The sequence below is a fragment of the Vibrio sp. RE88 genome (genome assembly GCF_013113835.1).
Classification (GTDB): Bacteria; Pseudomonadota; Gammaproteobacteria; order Enterobacterales; family Vibrionaceae; genus Vibrio.
In genome coordinates this window covers 133,007-147,910 of sequence record NZ_VTYQ01000006.1, presented here as the reverse complement: position 1 = coordinate 147,910, position 14,904 = coordinate 133,007, and the positions used below count along the sequence as shown (strand labels likewise).

At 44.6% G+C, this 14,904-nt stretch carries 16 protein-coding genes; 7 read left to right on the top strand and 9 right to left on the bottom strand.

Annotation, left to right across the window (positions count from 1 at the left end; genetic code table 11):
• Entirely contained in the window at nucleotides 1-318 is a 318-nt protein-coding gene (locus F0265_RS15640; protein WP_171749592.1) for an STAS domain-containing protein, read from the bottom strand.
• Between the two features lie 290 nt (nucleotides 319-608).
• On the opposite strand from F0265_RS15640, the gene F0265_RS15635 reads away from it, so the two are divergent.
• Complete coding sequence (locus F0265_RS15635) at nucleotides 609-1,466, top strand: DNA ligase (RefSeq protein ID WP_171749591.1); 858 nt, start codon at nucleotides 609-611, stop codon at nucleotides 1,464-1,466.
• On the opposite strand, the gene F0265_RS15630 is transcribed toward F0265_RS15635, so the two are convergent.
• Nucleotides 1,456-2,451: a DUF3080 domain-containing protein gene (locus tag F0265_RS15630; RefSeq protein WP_253809484.1), complete on the bottom strand. Its 996-nt coding sequence runs from the start codon at nucleotides 2,449-2,451 to the stop codon at nucleotides 1,456-1,458. The two genes, F0265_RS15635 and F0265_RS15630, sit on opposite strands and share 11 nt — an antisense overlap.
• A gap of 87 nt (nucleotides 2,452-2,538) precedes the next feature.
• On the bottom strand, nucleotides 2,539-3,909 hold the full coding sequence (locus F0265_RS15625) for an MATE family efflux transporter (RefSeq protein ID WP_045984677.1): 1,371 nt from the start codon (nucleotides 3,907-3,909) through the stop codon (nucleotides 2,539-2,541).
• Nucleotides 3,910-4,085: 176 nt separating this feature from the next.
• On the opposite strand from F0265_RS15625, the gene F0265_RS15620 reads away from it, so the two are divergent.
• Nucleotides 4,086-4,700, top strand: coding sequence for a riboflavin synthase subunit alpha (locus F0265_RS15620; RefSeq protein WP_171749590.1), 615 nt, complete (start codon nucleotides 4,086-4,088; stop codon nucleotides 4,698-4,700).
• Nucleotides 4,701-4,736: 36 nt separating this feature from the next.
• Here the strand turns inward: F0265_RS15620 and F0265_RS15615 are convergent, their stop codons facing one another.
• Both F0265_RS15615 and F0265_RS15610 read right to left on the bottom strand, forming a co-directional pair.
• Nucleotides 4,737-4,940, bottom strand: coding sequence for a CPXCG motif-containing cysteine-rich protein (locus tag F0265_RS15615; protein ID WP_171749589.1), 204 nt, complete (start codon nucleotides 4,938-4,940; stop codon nucleotides 4,737-4,739).
• 283 nt (nucleotides 4,941-5,223) lie between these two features.
• A complete protein-coding gene (locus F0265_RS15610) occupies nucleotides 5,224-6,090 on the bottom strand; it encodes a fructosamine kinase family protein (RefSeq protein ID WP_171749588.1) in 867 nt (288 codons plus the stop codon).
• A gap of 354 nt (nucleotides 6,091-6,444) precedes the next feature.
• On the opposite strand from F0265_RS15610, the gene F0265_RS15605 reads away from it, so the two are divergent.
• Complete coding sequence (locus F0265_RS15605; protein WP_171749748.1) at nucleotides 6,445-6,789, top strand: DUF3802 family protein; 345 nt, start codon at nucleotides 6,445-6,447, stop codon at nucleotides 6,787-6,789.
• 2 nt (nucleotides 6,790-6,791) lie between these two features.
• Here F0265_RS15605 and F0265_RS15600 read toward each other — a convergent pair whose 3' ends face one another.
• Complete coding sequence (locus F0265_RS15600) at nucleotides 6,792-7,304, bottom strand: NlpC/P60 family protein (protein ID WP_171749587.1); 513 nt, start codon at nucleotides 7,302-7,304, stop codon at nucleotides 6,792-6,794.
• A 95-nt stretch (nucleotides 7,305-7,399) separates the two neighbouring features.
• On the opposite strand from F0265_RS15600, the gene F0265_RS15595 reads away from it, so the two are divergent.
• Nucleotides 7,400-9,433, top strand: coding sequence for a methyl-accepting chemotaxis protein (locus tag F0265_RS15595; RefSeq protein WP_171749586.1), 2,034 nt, complete (start codon nucleotides 7,400-7,402; stop codon nucleotides 9,431-9,433).
• A 24-nt stretch (nucleotides 9,434-9,457) separates the two neighbouring features.
• Here F0265_RS15595 and F0265_RS15590 read toward each other — a convergent pair whose 3' ends face one another.
• A complete protein-coding gene (locus tag F0265_RS15590; protein WP_171749585.1) occupies nucleotides 9,458-10,195 on the bottom strand; it encodes a transporter substrate-binding domain-containing protein in 738 nt (245 codons plus the stop codon).
• A 102-nt stretch (nucleotides 10,196-10,297) separates the two neighbouring features.
• A complete protein-coding gene (locus tag F0265_RS15585; RefSeq protein WP_171749584.1) occupies nucleotides 10,298-11,086 on the bottom strand; it encodes a sterol desaturase family protein in 789 nt (262 codons plus the stop codon).
• A gap of 84 nt (nucleotides 11,087-11,170) precedes the next feature.
• Here F0265_RS15585 and F0265_RS15580 point away from each other — a divergent pair, with 84 nt between their 5' ends.
• From F0265_RS15580 to F0265_RS15570, 3 genes are all read left to right on the top strand, one after another.
• Nucleotides 11,171-11,911 carry a tRNA-uridine aminocarboxypropyltransferase gene (locus F0265_RS15580; protein ID WP_171749747.1) on the top strand — a complete coding sequence of 247 codons (741 nt, stop codon included), beginning with the start codon at nucleotides 11,171-11,173 and terminating at the stop codon, nucleotides 11,909-11,911.
• Between the two features lie 142 nt (nucleotides 11,912-12,053).
• A complete protein-coding gene (gene nagK / locus F0265_RS15575; protein WP_171749583.1) occupies nucleotides 12,054-12,962 on the top strand; it encodes an N-acetylglucosamine kinase in 909 nt (302 codons plus the stop codon).
• A 62-nt stretch (nucleotides 12,963-13,024) separates the two neighbouring features.
• Nucleotides 13,025-13,498: a GNAT family N-acetyltransferase gene (locus F0265_RS15570; protein ID WP_171749746.1), complete on the top strand. Its 474-nt coding sequence runs from the start codon at nucleotides 13,025-13,027 to the stop codon at nucleotides 13,496-13,498.
• Between the two features lie 12 nt (nucleotides 13,499-13,510).
• On the opposite strand, the gene F0265_RS15565 is transcribed toward F0265_RS15570, so the two are convergent.
• Nucleotides 13,511-14,902, bottom strand: coding sequence for a vWA domain-containing protein (locus tag F0265_RS15565; protein WP_171749582.1), 1,392 nt, complete (start codon nucleotides 14,900-14,902; stop codon nucleotides 13,511-13,513).
• Nucleotides 14,903-14,904: the final 2 nt, after the last annotated feature.

Below are 14,904 nucleotides of genomic sequence, written 5' to 3'. Positions count from 1 at the left end.
TTAGTGAGTGCGAGAGTTCACAGGGATTGCTTTGTCGATACGAAGCAGATTGATGATTTCTAGTGGTTGGCCAGTGACATTCTCGATGCGCATCTGACGCTCGCGCTCGACTAGGCGTTTGTATAGGTAAACCAGTGCACCAACACCTGAAGAATCAAGAAAACGAACATTGCGGAAATCAATTTCAACTTCGCTATGTTGATCAGCGATAATTTCATCAATGTGCTGTTGAGCGTATCGACTGCCGTCAGCATCTAAGTTGCCATCAATTTGAAGGGTCAGAATTTCATTTGTTAGTTCAATTTTACGTAGTTCCATGACGATATCTCCTCAGATAGTTTTCTTAGATAAGGCACTTTGTGTGCCAAAAAATATGCACTTTAAAATCAATTGGTTAAATTCATAGTTCTTACGTTTCTCAATTTGAGAAACGTGTTTTCTCAGACTGAGAATCATGTCTATAAATGAAAAATGGCGCTGGAGGCTGTAATTGATACATCTGTAGGAGGAAAGAACTTTTGATGTTACTCGTATTGTTAGCTGGCATTGATTGAACTTATGCATTGAGCCTTGAGAATCACTTCGGATGAAAATATCTGGAGTTAGGGATGCAAATTAAGTTAACCAGTGTCGCAATTGCAGTTGCTATATCATGCAAAGCTTGGTCAGACAGCCACTCATCAAGTTATATGCCTTTGGTTCAGGCCAATCAATACGAGTACGGCGCGGACATTGAAGACTACTGGAAAAGTGAAAAACTGGATGGCATCCGAGCGATTTGGGATGGCACTCAATTGACGACCCGCAGCGGAAAGCTCATCCATGCTCCTGACTGGTTCACTAAACCGTTACCAGATTATGCCGTGGAAGGAGAGTTGTGGGCAGGGAGGGGCAAGTTCCATATTGTGCAACAAACGGTTTTAGATAAAGAACCCGTTGAACCATCTTGGAAGCAGATTGATTTCATGCTGTTTGATATGCCGCAAGCAGCGGGAGACTATCAAAAGCGCTATTACAATATTCGTTATCTGGTGGACTCTATCGACGCACCACACATCAAATTAATTGAGCATACGCCGATTCGCTCTGAGCAGGAGCTTTTTCATTACTTAGACAACGTCAGCGAGCAAAAAGGCGAAGGATTGATGTTACGGAAGATCACAAGCCGCTACCAAGCTGGTCGTAGTAGTGATTTGCTGAAGATGAAGAAGCATCAGGATGCTGAAGGTTTAGTTGTGGGTTATAAAGCCGGAAAGGGAAAGTTCAGCGGGCAGATGGGCGCACTACTTATTCAGTTGGATTCAGGCTTAGAATTTTATATAGGCAGTGGCTTTACTGATGAACAGCGTCGCCAGCCCCCTAAACTTGGTTCAATCATCACATTTAGATACAACGGTTACACGCAAAACGGTATTCCTAAATTTGCGCGCTATATGAGAGAAAGGCCAGAACATATTAGCGAGTAGGAGACGCTCCACAACGTTTGAATAAGGTTTGCCAATACTCAACATGTTCTTTGGTTGCAGCCCTGAAGGCTTGGTGATACTGCCTGATCGGGTATTGATAGTTGGCGTGGCCTGTATCGACAAAGTCAATCATTGGGTTGAGTTCATTGTAAATGCTATCAATCTTGGCGAGGTAGGGTTGTATGTCGCCAATGAAAAACTCATTAAACACGTTTCTGAGATAGCGAAACTTAGTCGTGTTTCTTCCTTGGCCGCATATGATGGTTTCATCATAAGTTTTTAGCTGTTGGGTTATGATGCTCAGCTTATTTCCAGCGTTGAGCATTGAATAGCTGAGCGGACCTAAAACGGCATTTTTTTCCAAGACTTCTTGATAGGGCGTAAGTGCGTTTAAGGTGCTGGTGTAATCCAGTGTTTTACTGGCTGAAAATCCGGAGTCCAGTTGATTGAGCGCTTGTATGACTTGGGTGCTGCCTCTGCCTTGTTCGACAGATAGCCACTCTGTTGCTTCTAACTGGTGGCGCATTGCGTCACTCGAAAACACCAAATTGGCGAAGTGCGCTGGTAATTGATTGAGCTTCTGCTGCTGGATTGAAGCTAATTGTGTTTTGAGTGCAGCAGAAATATCAGGGCTCATTAGGCAGCGCTCTATGCCGTAACTCACTTTGACTTGGTAATCGAAGTTTCGAAATTGGTCCTGAACTTTACCTAATACTGAATTCTTTTCTGCCACAAGATTGAATAAACCGCACTTTCGAAGTTCATAACTGTCGAGCAGGCCTATGCTGATGCTGGGGATGGAAACATGCAATTCTCGTTTGGTCGGCAGTAAGACATTGGTGTTATCCGGCATTGGCATCGCAGGTCTATCTTGGACATTGGCGATACGGCTTAAATAGGTGTCGAGGCTAGCGTCCATAGGGCTCTTGATAAAATCACAAGCAGAAAGCGACAAGACGGAAACCAAAACAACAAAGATACGCATAGGTGTGATAAATAGTGAAACAATCAAGGCTTGTTATTAGTCTACGAGGAAAATGAAAAAAGGTCAGCACTGCTGACCTTTTTGGGGTTATTTAGAGGCAAATTCCAATTGGATATCATCAGGTTGCTTGTGCATCCAGCGCAGTCTCAGACCAAGCATGATGGCCGCTGATGAAAGACCAATAATGAAACCCATCCAGAAGCCATGAGCGCCCATAGGTTCAACAATCCAGTCCGTCATTCCTAAAACGTAGCCAATCGGGAGGCCTAGAATCCAATAGGCGATAAAAGTACGATTGAAGATCGCAGCCATGTCTTTGTATCCCCTCAAAGCGCCGGCTGCGACAACTTGTACGGCATCCGTAACTTGATAGATGGCAGCAAATAACAGCAATTGCAAAGCAATCTCGATAACGGCGCGGTTGTCAGTGTAAAGTAATGCAACTTGTTCTCTGAACAGAACCGTGAAGAGTGCCGTTGATAAGGCCAGTAACACCGCGACAATGACACCTACACGAGAGGCGATTGCCGCCCCTTCAACATTGTTCTCTCCAAGACTGTGGCCGACACGAATACTGGTCGCTGCGCCAATGCTCATCGGCAGCATAAACACTAATGACGAAAAGTTAATTGCAACCTGGTGCGCCGCAACAATCAATGATCCAAGTGGTGCAACCAAGAGTGCAACGACAGCAAATAGGGTAACTTCAAAGAATAGCGCTGCTGCAACTGGAAAGCCTAGCTTGAATAAACGAACAAGAGGTTTCAATTGAGGTTTGTGGAATTGGCCAAACAGGTTGATATGGGCCACACGTTTGGACGTCACGACATAAAACAGCAACATAAACAACATTAGCCAATAAACAATGGCTGTTGCGACACCACAGCCCACACCACCCAGTGCTGGGGCACCAAATTTACCGTAAACAAAAATCCAGTTTAACGGGATATTGAACAGCAGCCCAATGAAGCCAATGACCATTGCAGGCTTTGTGAGTGACATACCATCAGTAAAACTGCGTAACGTTTGGAAAAGCAAAAAGGCCGGCACAGCATAAATGACAGCATGCATGTAACCGTTGGTTTTCTCGGCCATTAGCTGTTCGACATTCATCAAGCCCATTATATTTTGAGTCTGAAAAAGCACACCAATAATGGGAATAGAGATGATCAATGCCATCGCGGCACCTTGTTGAATCTCAAACGGAATCTTAACCTGTCGGCCTGAGCCATTGAGCTGAGCGACAACCGGGACCAATGCCATGAGTAGACCAACACCAAATAGTATTGAAGGCAGCCAGATACTTGATGCAATGGATACAGCCGCCATATCGGTCGCACTAACACCGCCTGCCATGACGGTATCGACGAAGCTCATGCCTGTCTGCGCGACGGAAGCAATCAATACGGGCGTGGCCAGTTTGATCAGCTTATTCGCTTCTTGTTTATATCGATGCACGTAAAAACTCCAATGAAAGCAAAGATGCTTTGACTTCTGCAGAATCAAATTATGGAATCAACACGAAAATCAAAGAGGAGAGCACCACTGTTATCGATAATTTATACATGGTGCTGTTGTGCTAAATGATAATTAAATGTCACACTAACCTCCACGAAAAACTGCTGGAATTTGCAATGTTTACTGGAATTGTTCAGGGAATGGCGGAAGTCATCGCTATCGAGAAGAAAGAGTCGTTTCAAACTCATGTAATTCGATTGGATTCATCAATGAGTCATGGGTTATCTATAGGTGCGTCGGTGGCGCACAATGGTTGCTGTCTGACGGTCACCAAAATCGACGGAGAACATGTTTCTTTCGATCTAATACAGTCTACTTTGAAGTTAACCAACCTTGGTGAGTTGGAGGTTGGTCATTCGGTTAACATTGAGCGCGCTGCCAAATTTGGTGATGAGATTGGTGGTCATACAATGTCTGGGCATATTTCGATGGTGAGCGAAATCGTTGAAGTGATCGATACACCGAACAACAGGACGGTTTGGCTTGAGTTACCTGAGGACATGATGAGATATGTGTTAGCGAAAGGTTTTATTGGTCTAGATGGTTGTTCACTTACCATTGGCGAAGTTGAAGGTAATCGCTTCTCTGTCCATTTAATTCCAGAAACTTTGCAAAGAACTTTATTTGGTCAGCGTCAGCAAGGTGACAAAGTGAATGTTGAAATTGATCCTCAGACTCAGGCTATCGTAGATTCAGTCGAACGTGTTCTAGCGGTCAAAGAGAGACGCTGAGTATACAGAAATACAAAAGCGCCTTGCGGCGCTTTTTTAAAAAATTTGTTCATCGTCGGCGTCGATGTAGAGTTCAATCTCATCCAGTTGCTCGTTAACCATCATGCTCAGGTGAATGGCATTACAGCAAGCCGGACAATCATCGTAAAAATTCTGACTGCCATTGGACGCGTCTAACGTGATACCAATTGAGTGCCCGCAATGTGGGCAGGTAACTCTTTTCTCAGTGTATTTTCGCATAGCTCTCTTCCTTACGTCTTTGATGAGATCAATGCCCAAGCCTTACATACCTACGGTTTAATTGGTCACGCTTTGGCGCACCACCTTGTGTATGTACAATCCGTTACTATTGGCTCCGACAAATTAATCTTAAGTCGTTAAGTTAGTAATAGACGTAAATTAAGTACAAAGTTTGAGATAGCTAATAAAAAACACCGAGGCTGAGCTCGGTGTTTTGATTTGGATTGACAATTTTCTGATTAGTTGCTTCTAATTTGTTGTTAAATAAGAGAATTCCTACAATTTAATATGTAAGTATCTTATTGATTAAGCGTTCGCATTGATCTAGGTAATGACCACCAAATTGATTGTAGTGGTTGAGTAGGTGATAAAGATTGTAAATGTCTTTACGCTCGCTATAGGCAAGATCTAAGGGTAAAACGCTCTCATAGCCTTGGTAGAATTCTGGTTGGAAGCCTTCAAACAGCTCGGTCATCGCAATGTCGCACTCTCGATCTCCCCAGTAACAGGAGGGGTCGTAACAAATGGGGCCAAATACTGAGTTTGCTGCGTTGCCGTGCCAGAGATCACCATGCAGTAACGACGGGCGAGGGTTGTGGTTACCTAATCTGTCTTTTACGAGATGGGTAAAGTCACCGATATCTACCAGAGTGACCCCTTTCTCTTTCATTAACTGAAGTTGCCACCCAATCCTTTGCTCAGCAAAAAAACGCCCCCATTTTCTGTCCCACTTATTGGGCTGCATAGTAGAACCAATGAAATTATCCTGATCAAACCCGTACTCTTTCTGCTCTCCCCATTGGTGGAGCTTGGCAAGCTGTTGGCCAAATTTGTAACTGTTACTGCTATCATCGAGCGGTTTGGTCGGGAGGTAATTCAGAATGAGGAAGGCATGCTCTTTACTCTTGCCAGTAAGAATATGTTCAGGAACGGAAACGGTGGAGCTTTCTCGTAAGATTCGGATATTTTCCGCTTCTATTTCAAACTTGGGGTAAAAATCTCGCAGATTGACCTTAACAAAATAGCGCTGCTCGCCATCGCTTATCATGTAGCAGTCACTGATATCACCGCCGTGTAAGCGGCTTTTCTCGACAATATCAAAAGAAAACATTAATGCTTCAGACAGTTGCTCAGTTATGGCTTGCCACATATCTAGACCCGTTTCAGCAGTTGAGTATTAACATTGTAGAATAAGGAATTGGTTAATTCTGAATCAGACTGCAAAAAATTCAATCATTTAGTGGGTGGATTCATTAAGCTTATCAATTTGTGAACTTTGTCATATCCGAATTGAGCCTATAAACTAGTAAAATAGTTTAGTCCTGATAAAAGTTGATCCTAGTTCAAAGCAATCAGTTGGAAATTAAACCAAACTCTTCAACTAAGGTATAAACAACTTTCGAATTTTATCAGCATCCGAGTCGAGTTGAGTTGTGAAAACTCATTGATATGTCTTAGTATTAGAAAGTGACTCGCAAACAGAATAATGAAATGGAGAACGACAGTGGTTGTTGAAACCGATGGCTACCTAGCACTCATTGAGCATCTGGCTTTTAATCTTGATGTCTTTTCATCTGACGATGGAGACACAGGTGCTGAAAGTGTCGAAGATGTGGTTACCGATATGGTAGCAAGTAACATCATGGCCATTTTTGAGCAGAATCCAGAACTACACTCAAGTGTTCGCTTCCAATTGCTTAAAGAAGCAGATTCAGTAGTAGAAGATTTAGGGGAAGTATTAGCGGGTGTTTGGTCTAAACCTGCAACAAACGATCAGATTACATTCCTTGATGAGTACATCGCACTGGTCAAAAACCTATTTGATTCCGCAGTCGCCAAATACGACTGATTTCAATTCACCGCAGGCGGCGTGGCAACCCGTCTGAAATGCCAAAATTTTGAAGCCCAATACGGGTTATCCAGCCTAGAAATCATGACGCCTTTTGATGTTGAAGCATGCATAAATTGCTTGTTACCAATATACACACCCACATGACGAACCTTTCTTGACGTTTTGAAAAAGGCTAAGTCTCCAACTTGAACTTGTTCATAACTCAACTCATCACCGACGTTTACCTGTGCCAATGTGGTGCGTGGTAATTGAATGTTCAGCGCTTCTCTGTATGCCATTTGTACAAAAGCGGAACAGTCAATACCGCTGTAGGTGTTGCCTCCTAGGCGGTAAGGAACGCCTTTCCAATCTTTATAGACCTCAAGAAACTCTTGTTGCACGCCTTTTTCATAGGAAGAAATGTTCTTAGCGCTATCTAATTCATTGAAATCTTGTGGAGAAGGGGAATTGGAACACCCTGCTAAGAGGAGAATTAACAAAGTGATTGAAAATTGCGGCGCAACTCTATTCATGGTGCCTATTTCACCTCTTAATGACATTTATATGTAATATTATCTAAATAGAATCGCACACTGATTAAACTTTTGTATGATGTCGGTTCAAAATTATGCCCAAGCAAAAGACGAGTTTCTCACTCTCGCTCATTCAAACTATCAGTGCTGTGTTCTTAACGATCACCATACTGGTCATTGGCTTATCTGTCACCAGTATTAAAGGGATTGAGAGAGTTGGCGCTCAATTTGAGACGCTTTCAGATCAAGCCCTTCCCCTTGCAATGACCAACGCAAAGCTCACACAGGCCATTTTGGAACAAGTCAAACAACTCGGTTATGGCTCTCAAGTTAGTGATATTGAAGGTCTTAATACGATCAAGGAACAAACCGTTAAAAATATCGATGAAACGTTGACGTTAGTTGAACAAGTCTTTGTGATTTCTTCGGAATTCAATCAAGCCATATCACAACAACAAGAATCTGAGCTTAGAGAGAATATCGAAGCGTTATCCGGTATCACCAATAGAATACTTTCAACTCAGCAATCACTGCTGACAATGCAGGGAGACATAGACTCGCAAGTGACAGAGTTCCGCTATGGCTTGAGCTCAATAGGCCCAGAAATGAATCGAATCAGTTCCTTTCTTGCGGTTGATAACCCTGAATCTTCAGATGCGGCGAATCGATTTATTGCCAGCGCGAGCTCTATGGAAAGCACATTTCTGGTTCTGATGATGCAGAAGGACCTAGATAAAGCAATGCAAGAGTACAAGGAAATGCGCAGTCGTATCGCTGGGATTAATCTCGCGTTTGATGATTTTTCAGAATGGCACCCTGAAGTTAAAGAGTTTGCGAGTTTAGTTGCCCCATACGATATGGTTCAGGCTGGGTTTTCTGAATCAGGGGTGCTAAAGCAAATTTTGAAGAAATTAGAGCTGGCGCAAAATCAGAGAGCTCAGCTAGCCCAAGCGGCGGTTTTGGCCAATGACACCATTCAATTACTTAACAACATTTCCCACACAGCGGAAACCCTAATTGATGACAGTAAACGTGTCGTGAGCAACACGATACATTCCATCAATACAGTACTGATTATTAGTAGTTTGGTATTGGTGGCTATTATCGTTATTTCTTGGGTCTCTCTACGAGCTTGGATTAATCGAGGCTTGAAAAACATCATTGGTAGCCTGAACAGGCTAACAGAGCATGACTTTACCAGCACGGTTACTTTGCTTGGGCCATTTGAAATGAAAGAAGTAGCGCGCAAACTTAATCAGGTCATTGAATCAACTCGCGACTCTATCTCGACCGTGACGCGAAACTGCGAAACGCTATATCAAACAGCGGAAATCAGTCATGATGCAGCGGAGCAATCCAACTTGAGCTTGGCTCGCCAGAACGAATCTCTAACCAGTATGGTTGAGACGGTAACGCAGCTCGAAGCGTCGATAAAAGAAATCGCGACCGTGACCAATGAGTCATATAGCGAATCTCAGCAAGCGGCAGAGTATTCTGGAAATGGGGTGAAAGTCATTGAGTTAAACCAAGTCAGGCTCCAGTCTTTAGAAGACACACTCAACATGAATGAACATTCCATGGTCGAGCTGGACAATCGAGTGAAACAAATTCGTGAAATGGTCGATATGATTTCTGGTATTGCAGAAAATACCAATCTACTGGCGCTCAATGCTGCGATTGAAGCTGCACGAGCAGGAGAGCAAGGGAGAGGGTTTGCTGTGGTTGCTGACGAAGTACGTAAACTGGCCAGTGATACATCGCAGCAGACGTCAAACATCCGCGACCGTATGAGTGAATTGGTGGCTGCGGCAGAAAAATCACGCAGTGCAGTTTCAGCTAGTCGTGAGGAAATGACGTTTGCTCTGGAGTCCAGTGAACAAGTAAAAAGTACCTTTGAAGAGATTGAGAAAGCGGTTAATCAGATCCGCCTTCGAGTGGAGCAAATTACTGTTGCGACAGAAGAACAGGAGAGGGCAACGGCGGATGTCAGCCAGTCCATTACTCATGTATCGGAGCAGGGAGAACAAACCAAGCTTCAGCTCGAATCAATGGTTGAAAACTCAGAACACGTTGCGGAAATTGCAGGTCACCAACAAGCTATGCTGCACAAGTATAACTTAGCGAATTAGATATGGAACACTGACTGGTATCCGTTATTTCCAGTCAGTTAACCCATAATTTTGCATGATTTGTTGAACATCACCTCGAGACCTGAGAGTACGGATACCTTCATCGAGTGCATCGACAATTAGCTGCGAACGATCGCTATTGGGGCCGCAGGCGACATAAATCTTGGTGGGGTGCCCAACGTTTCCTGCTGGCATCACCTCAGTAGAAAGCCCCATCTGTTTTAATTTGGCTCGCATAACAGCGCTGGATTCAATGACTGTATCAAGTCGGTAAGAAAGCAGCATTTTTATGTTTTTATCTAGCGCTTTATTACCCGACATTTTCTTTGCGTTCAGTTCGAGCCAATCATCCACCTCGGGCGCATAAGCGTATCCTAATATCGCCCCCACTTTTTTGTCAGTCAAAGATTGTTTTGACTGGTAACGCCACAGGTCATCGTGTCTGACGTAAAAGGTTGTATCGTACAACCCATACTCTTCTTGGCCAAAAATGAAGTCAGGCACGTCGTCAACAGAAGCACCAACAACGCAGTCAATCAATCCGCCTCTTGCTTGCAGTATCGCTCTTTCCCAAGGCATCACGCGATACTCAATATTCATCCCCTTAAGTGCAAGTGCTTGATCTGCCAAATCGATCATAAACCCACTTTCACCAGCTTTGATATCACCGTTCATAGGGTACCATTCGTCGGCCGCAATAGTGACGGTTTGAGCGACTAGGGAGGTGGAGTAGATTGTCATCAAGGCCAAGATTAGCTTCATTTAAGCTCCTATGGAATGGTGTATTGATAAAGCGCCTTAGCCTAATTCTAGATCATGTCTCGATGTGCCGACTCTCTTCTGTTACCGAAGATAAAGTTGTGGTTAATTTTCCCTAAAGGGTTGCGTGAGCATCTTGTCCAGCCATTGCTCTCGTGGGCGTTGGAACAATGGAATGCCTATCTTGACCTCATCGTGGCCACGCTCAGGTTGAGCGATGTAAGTACCGAACCAGCGATCCCAGATAGAGAGGAAAAAACCAAAGTTAGAATGGGTTTCTCGAGTTATTACTGAGTGGTGCACGCGATGCATGTCTGGTGTGACAATCACTTTGCGCAGAGCGGCATCCACCTTGAATGGTAGCTTGGCGTTACTGTGATTAAACATCGCGCTTGCATTGAGAATGATTTCAAACACGATGATTGCGAGAGGAGAGATACCTAGAGCGACCACAAGTGCGATTTTAATCCACATCGACAGGACGATTTCTATTGGGTGGAAGCGGCTACCTGTTGTGACATCGATATCCTGATCCGCATGATGCATTCTGTGTAATCGCCATAGCCAAGGGACTTTATGAAAGACCAGATGTTGGAGGTAGATTGCCAGATCGAGAAAAATGACACACATGATGACTTCCGCTAAGAAGGGGAAATCTAGGTGATTGAGTAATCCCCATTGCTGTTTGATAGCAACGTTTGCTGCCTCAAAGGCCAGCACTGGCATAAAAATGCCGAGAAAGACAGAGTTAAACGCGACTAAGCCAAGGTTGTTCATCCAGCGGTAGAGCTTATTCTGAGTCAGCTTTTTTCGTGGAGTTAGCCACTCCCACAATCCACACAGAATGAGCACGGAAAGAAAAAAGCTTAGGCGGATAAGATCTGGATTCTGCATACGAGGTTTTTCTCCCACATGGAACTTGCAACGGATTTGTCTCAAGGTAAACTCTGCACCCTTTATCATTATCCATCAACTTACATGAGAATCCACGCTTTTCACCGCCTCTATCAGCATCGCCTAGAGCACTCGACTAAGCCGTTCAATGCAAGAGGCTGTAAAGTCCAGCGTTGTCAGTACTGTCAGGTAGCTGAACACTTTTGTATCTGTGCTTACCAGCCAGATGTCTCCAGCTCGGTGGCGGTGATGCTGCTAGTGTCTGAAAATGAAGTCTTCAAGCCAAGCAACACTGGGCGGCTTATCCTTGATACGGTAAAAGAAGGTTATGTGTATCAATGGAGTCGCACAGAACCCGATCAGGCGATGCTGTCGTTGATCAATCATGAAAACTATCAGCCCATCGTTGTGTTTCCTGATGAATATGTTGAAGATAAGTCTCGCTTGCTTGGAGAAGACGCCCGTCAGCAGTGTGGTGGTAAAAAACCACTACTCATCTTTCTTGATGGAAGCTGGAGAGAAGCTAGGCGCATTTTTCGAAAATCGCCATATCTGAATGCGCTTCCTGTTTTGTCAGTGTCGCCAGAATCAATTTCTCAATATGTCATGAGACGTTCTGACAATGAGCAACATCTTGCTACGGCAGAAGTCGCCACATTGGTACTTGAACAACTGGGTGAAGAGCAGACGGCGCAAACGCTTAAACTGTGGTTTGATGTGTTTAAAGAAAGCTACCTGTTAAGCAAGACCCGAATTAAGCCAAATTTCGACCGACCACAGCTGCAACATTATCTTCAGAAGATGAAAAACGAGAATTCAGTCTGAAAATAATGGGCTTGTTGGCGATAGTCTGCACAGTTAAGCCTAGGTAGTGGTTAAATTCGTTCCACGTCACGGATTGTAGGCGTACCAATGTGGATAATGAACCGATTTTGACTTTTTTATATTTGTTTCTGGGAGAGATACGATGTACTACGGCTTTGACGTTGGAGGCACTAAGATTGAATTTGGTGCGTTTAATGAACAATTAGAGCGTGTTGCCACAGAGCGCGTACCAACGCCAACGGAAGACTATTCTTTATTAGTGAGCACGATTGCTGAACTGGTGAATAAGTATGACAAACAGTTTGGCTGCGAAGGCAAGATCGGTCTAGGTCTACCTGGAATGGAAGACGCCGATGATGCTACCGTTCTGACGGTCAACGTGCCTGCGGCTAAAGGCAAGCCACTTCGCGCTGATCTTGAAGCCCAAATAGGCCGTAGCGTTAAGATTGAAAACGATGCGAACTGCTTTGCACTATCTGAAGCATGGGATGAAGAGCTTAAAGACGAGCCTTCGGTTATGGGGCTAATTCTTGGCACTGGCTTTGGTGGTGGATTGATTTACGACGGTAAAGTATTTTCTGGTCGTAACCACGTAGCGGGTGAGCTTGGCCATATGCGTTTACCGATTGATGCTTGGTTCCACTTGGGAGATAACGCGCCGCTACTAGGTTGTGGCTGTGGTAAAAAAGGTTGTCTGGACAGCTACTTATCAGGTCGAGGCTTTGAGCTAATTTACGAACACTATTACGGTGAAGCGAAGAAAGCGATTGATATCATCAATGCTCATCAGGAAGGTGAAGTGAAAGCGGTCGAACACGTTGAGCGCTTTATGGAGTTATTGGCGATTTGCTTTGCTAATATCTTTACCGCTAACGATCCACATGTTGTAGCGCTAGGCGGTGGGTTGTCTAATTTCGAACTCATCTACGAAGAAATGCCAAAGCGTGTGCCTAAGTATCTGCTGTCTGTTGCTAAGTGTCCGAAAATTATTAAAGCAAAACATGGCGATTCTGGTGGTGTGCGTGGTGCTGCCTTCCTCAACATCAAATAATCTTGATTTGATTGAGTAAATTTGAGAGCTTGCTTAGGCAGGCTTTTTTTATGGTAATCACAATGACTTTGCTCGCCTTTCAACAAGAACACTATAATCAGCTTATCGACTGGATCGATTCCGCTGAGCTTAACTACCTGTGGGGTGGACCTGCTTATCAGTATCCATTAACGGTTGAAAGCGTCGATGCCCATTGCTCGCAGGCTGAGGTTGAACCGTATTTGTACGCTCATCAGGGCCAAGCGGCTGGCTTCGTCGAGCTATATCGTCATTCGAATGATATTGCTCGTATCTGTCGGGTCTTTGTTGCTCCTCAATTTAGAGGGCAGGGAGTAGCGAAAACAATGTTGCAAGCGTTAATTGGAGAAGCTAGAAACCAAGGATATCGTGAAATCACGTTGTGCGTGTTTAGCCACAATCATTCTGCTATTCGCTGTTATCGGTCCCTAGGTTTTGTCGAAGTGAAGAGAGAGCAAGGCGTTCGAGAATTCGACGGAGAGAGTTGGGAGCTCATCTACATGAATAAGCCCCTTTAACCAAAAGTAGATCTATAGAGTCAGACGAATAATGACGTCTAGCATTTCGTCAAAACATGGGCCCAATGCTTCCTCATCGACTGCGTGGCAGTACACCCCTTGAAGCTGATCGGCTCTGAAATCACCCGCTAAGTCTGCATCATCAAGCATTCTAGGGTCGTTCGCCATACGCATCAGAAGATCTTCCCCTTGCTCGTTATCCGGTCCGGTTGACGAAGTGAGAGATGAGCCTAAACCTAACGTGAACACGTATATATCCTCACCACGAGCTGCTGTTGCGATATCTTCAAGTAAATTTCGAGCGACACGATTAACACGAATGTAGAGATCGTTGGCAGAGTGTGTGCTTGGATTGTATTGAGTAACAGGGCGGTCAGGGTGGCTTGGGTTGAGTATATTGAATTCAGTCGCGCTAGCGCTGTGGGCGGTGTAGTAGTCAGGCAGCTCGGCAATATAGTCATCAATATCGCTACCTTCATAGCCCGCTCCTGGTAATTGAGTGGCAATGGCATCGTGATACCACAGCCCTCTTGGCGTACCACTCGACCCATCACTAGATCGTATCGAGCCAGTGTAATTTGTGCTGGTGCCAACAAAATCAAACTCTGAAGCAAAGGTGTTTGGCGCGCCATCAGTAAAGAACACAATGACTTTTAGATTCGCAGGATCGGTTACATTCCTCAGAGCATCTAATGCTAAGTAGATACCTTCTGAAGAATTCGTGTATTGCAGGCTGGAGAGGCTACCAAAATCGAACGCGTCAATCTCGGTTGTGATGTCGCTGCGGCTATGGCCTCTGGAGCTTTGGAAGGCAACGGGGACTTCGGCACCATAGGCGTATTTGACCAGAGCGATTCGGTCAAAGCTCTCATTAAAATTGGTAATGAAGTCCTTAGAGCGGGCGACGACATCGTCTGTCACATCACCAATTGAACCTAGCATCAAAGAAGTGGTGTTATCGACAACTAACACCAAGTCAACGGGGCGGCGCACGGTTTGTGCCGAGGCACTTATTGCTAAAGTACTGTGACCAAACACACCTAAGAACGTCGTACTGACCTCAGAAGATACGGACAAATCAATGGAAATGTTACCAAACGCATCATAGCCGAATGTGACTGTTGGGCTTGGAGTTGTACTGTCATGGTAGTCCGACGGTAGGTTAGCATTGAAAAACTTAATGGCGGCATCTCTGGCGGCGTCTTCTCCTTCCGCGACCGCCCGTGCTGCGGCAATACCAGCGGCATCGACAGCGGCGAATAATTTGGCTTTGACTAAAAAGGCACGACCACTGTCAATAGCTGTCCCTGTTGCCAAGATTAGGAAAGGTGCGGCTATTACAGATATTAATGCCACCAAACCTTTTGACTTACGTATGCTCGCTAAGCGTTGTTTGAAAGGCATAA

Excerpts from the sequence above, each read along its gene's own strand:
- F0265_RS15590 (WP_171749585.1), bottom strand. The coding sequence starts at position 10,195 with ATGAAGCTAATCTTGGCCTTGATGACAATCTACTCCACCTCCCTAGTC.
- F0265_RS15565 (WP_171749582.1), bottom strand. The coding sequence starts at position 14,902 with ATGCCTTTCAAACAACGCTTAGCGAGCATACGTAAGTCAAAAGGTTTG.
- F0265_RS15610 (WP_171749588.1), bottom strand. The coding sequence starts at position 6,090 with ATGTGGCAAGCCATAACTGAGCAACTGTCTGAAGCATTAATGTTTTCT.
- F0265_RS15630 (WP_253809484.1), bottom strand. The coding sequence starts at position 2,451 with ATGCGTATCTTTGTTGTTTTGGTTTCCGTCTTGTCGCTTTCTGCTTGT.
- F0265_RS15595 (WP_171749586.1), top strand. The coding sequence starts at position 7,400 with ATGCCCAAGCAAAAGACGAGTTTCTCACTCTCGCTCATTCAAACTATC.
- F0265_RS15640 (WP_171749592.1), bottom strand. The coding sequence starts at position 318 with ATGGAACTACGTAAAATTGAACTAACAAATGAAATTCTGACCCTTCAA.
- F0265_RS15570 (WP_171749746.1), top strand. The coding sequence starts at position 13,025 with ATGACTTTGCTCGCCTTTCAACAAGAACACTATAATCAGCTTATCGAC.
- F0265_RS15600 (WP_171749587.1), bottom strand. The coding sequence starts at position 7,304 with ATGAATAGAGTTGCGCCGCAATTTTCAATCACTTTGTTAATTCTCCTC.
- F0265_RS15585 (WP_171749584.1), bottom strand. The coding sequence starts at position 11,086 with ATGCAGAATCCAGATCTTATCCGCCTAAGCTTTTTTCTTTCCGTGCTC.
- F0265_RS15620 (WP_171749590.1), top strand. The coding sequence starts at position 4,086 with ATGTTTACTGGAATTGTTCAGGGAATGGCGGAAGTCATCGCTATCGAG.
- F0265_RS15615 (WP_171749589.1), bottom strand. The coding sequence starts at position 4,940 with ATGCGAAAATACACTGAGAAAAGAGTTACCTGCCCACATTGCGGGCAC.
- F0265_RS15635 (WP_171749591.1), top strand. The coding sequence starts at position 609 with ATGCAAATTAAGTTAACCAGTGTCGCAATTGCAGTTGCTATATCATGC.
- nagK (WP_171749583.1), top strand. The coding sequence starts at position 12,054 with ATGTACTACGGCTTTGACGTTGGAGGCACTAAGATTGAATTTGGTGCG.
- F0265_RS15580 (WP_171749747.1), top strand. The coding sequence starts at position 11,171 with ATGAGAATCCACGCTTTTCACCGCCTCTATCAGCATCGCCTAGAGCAC.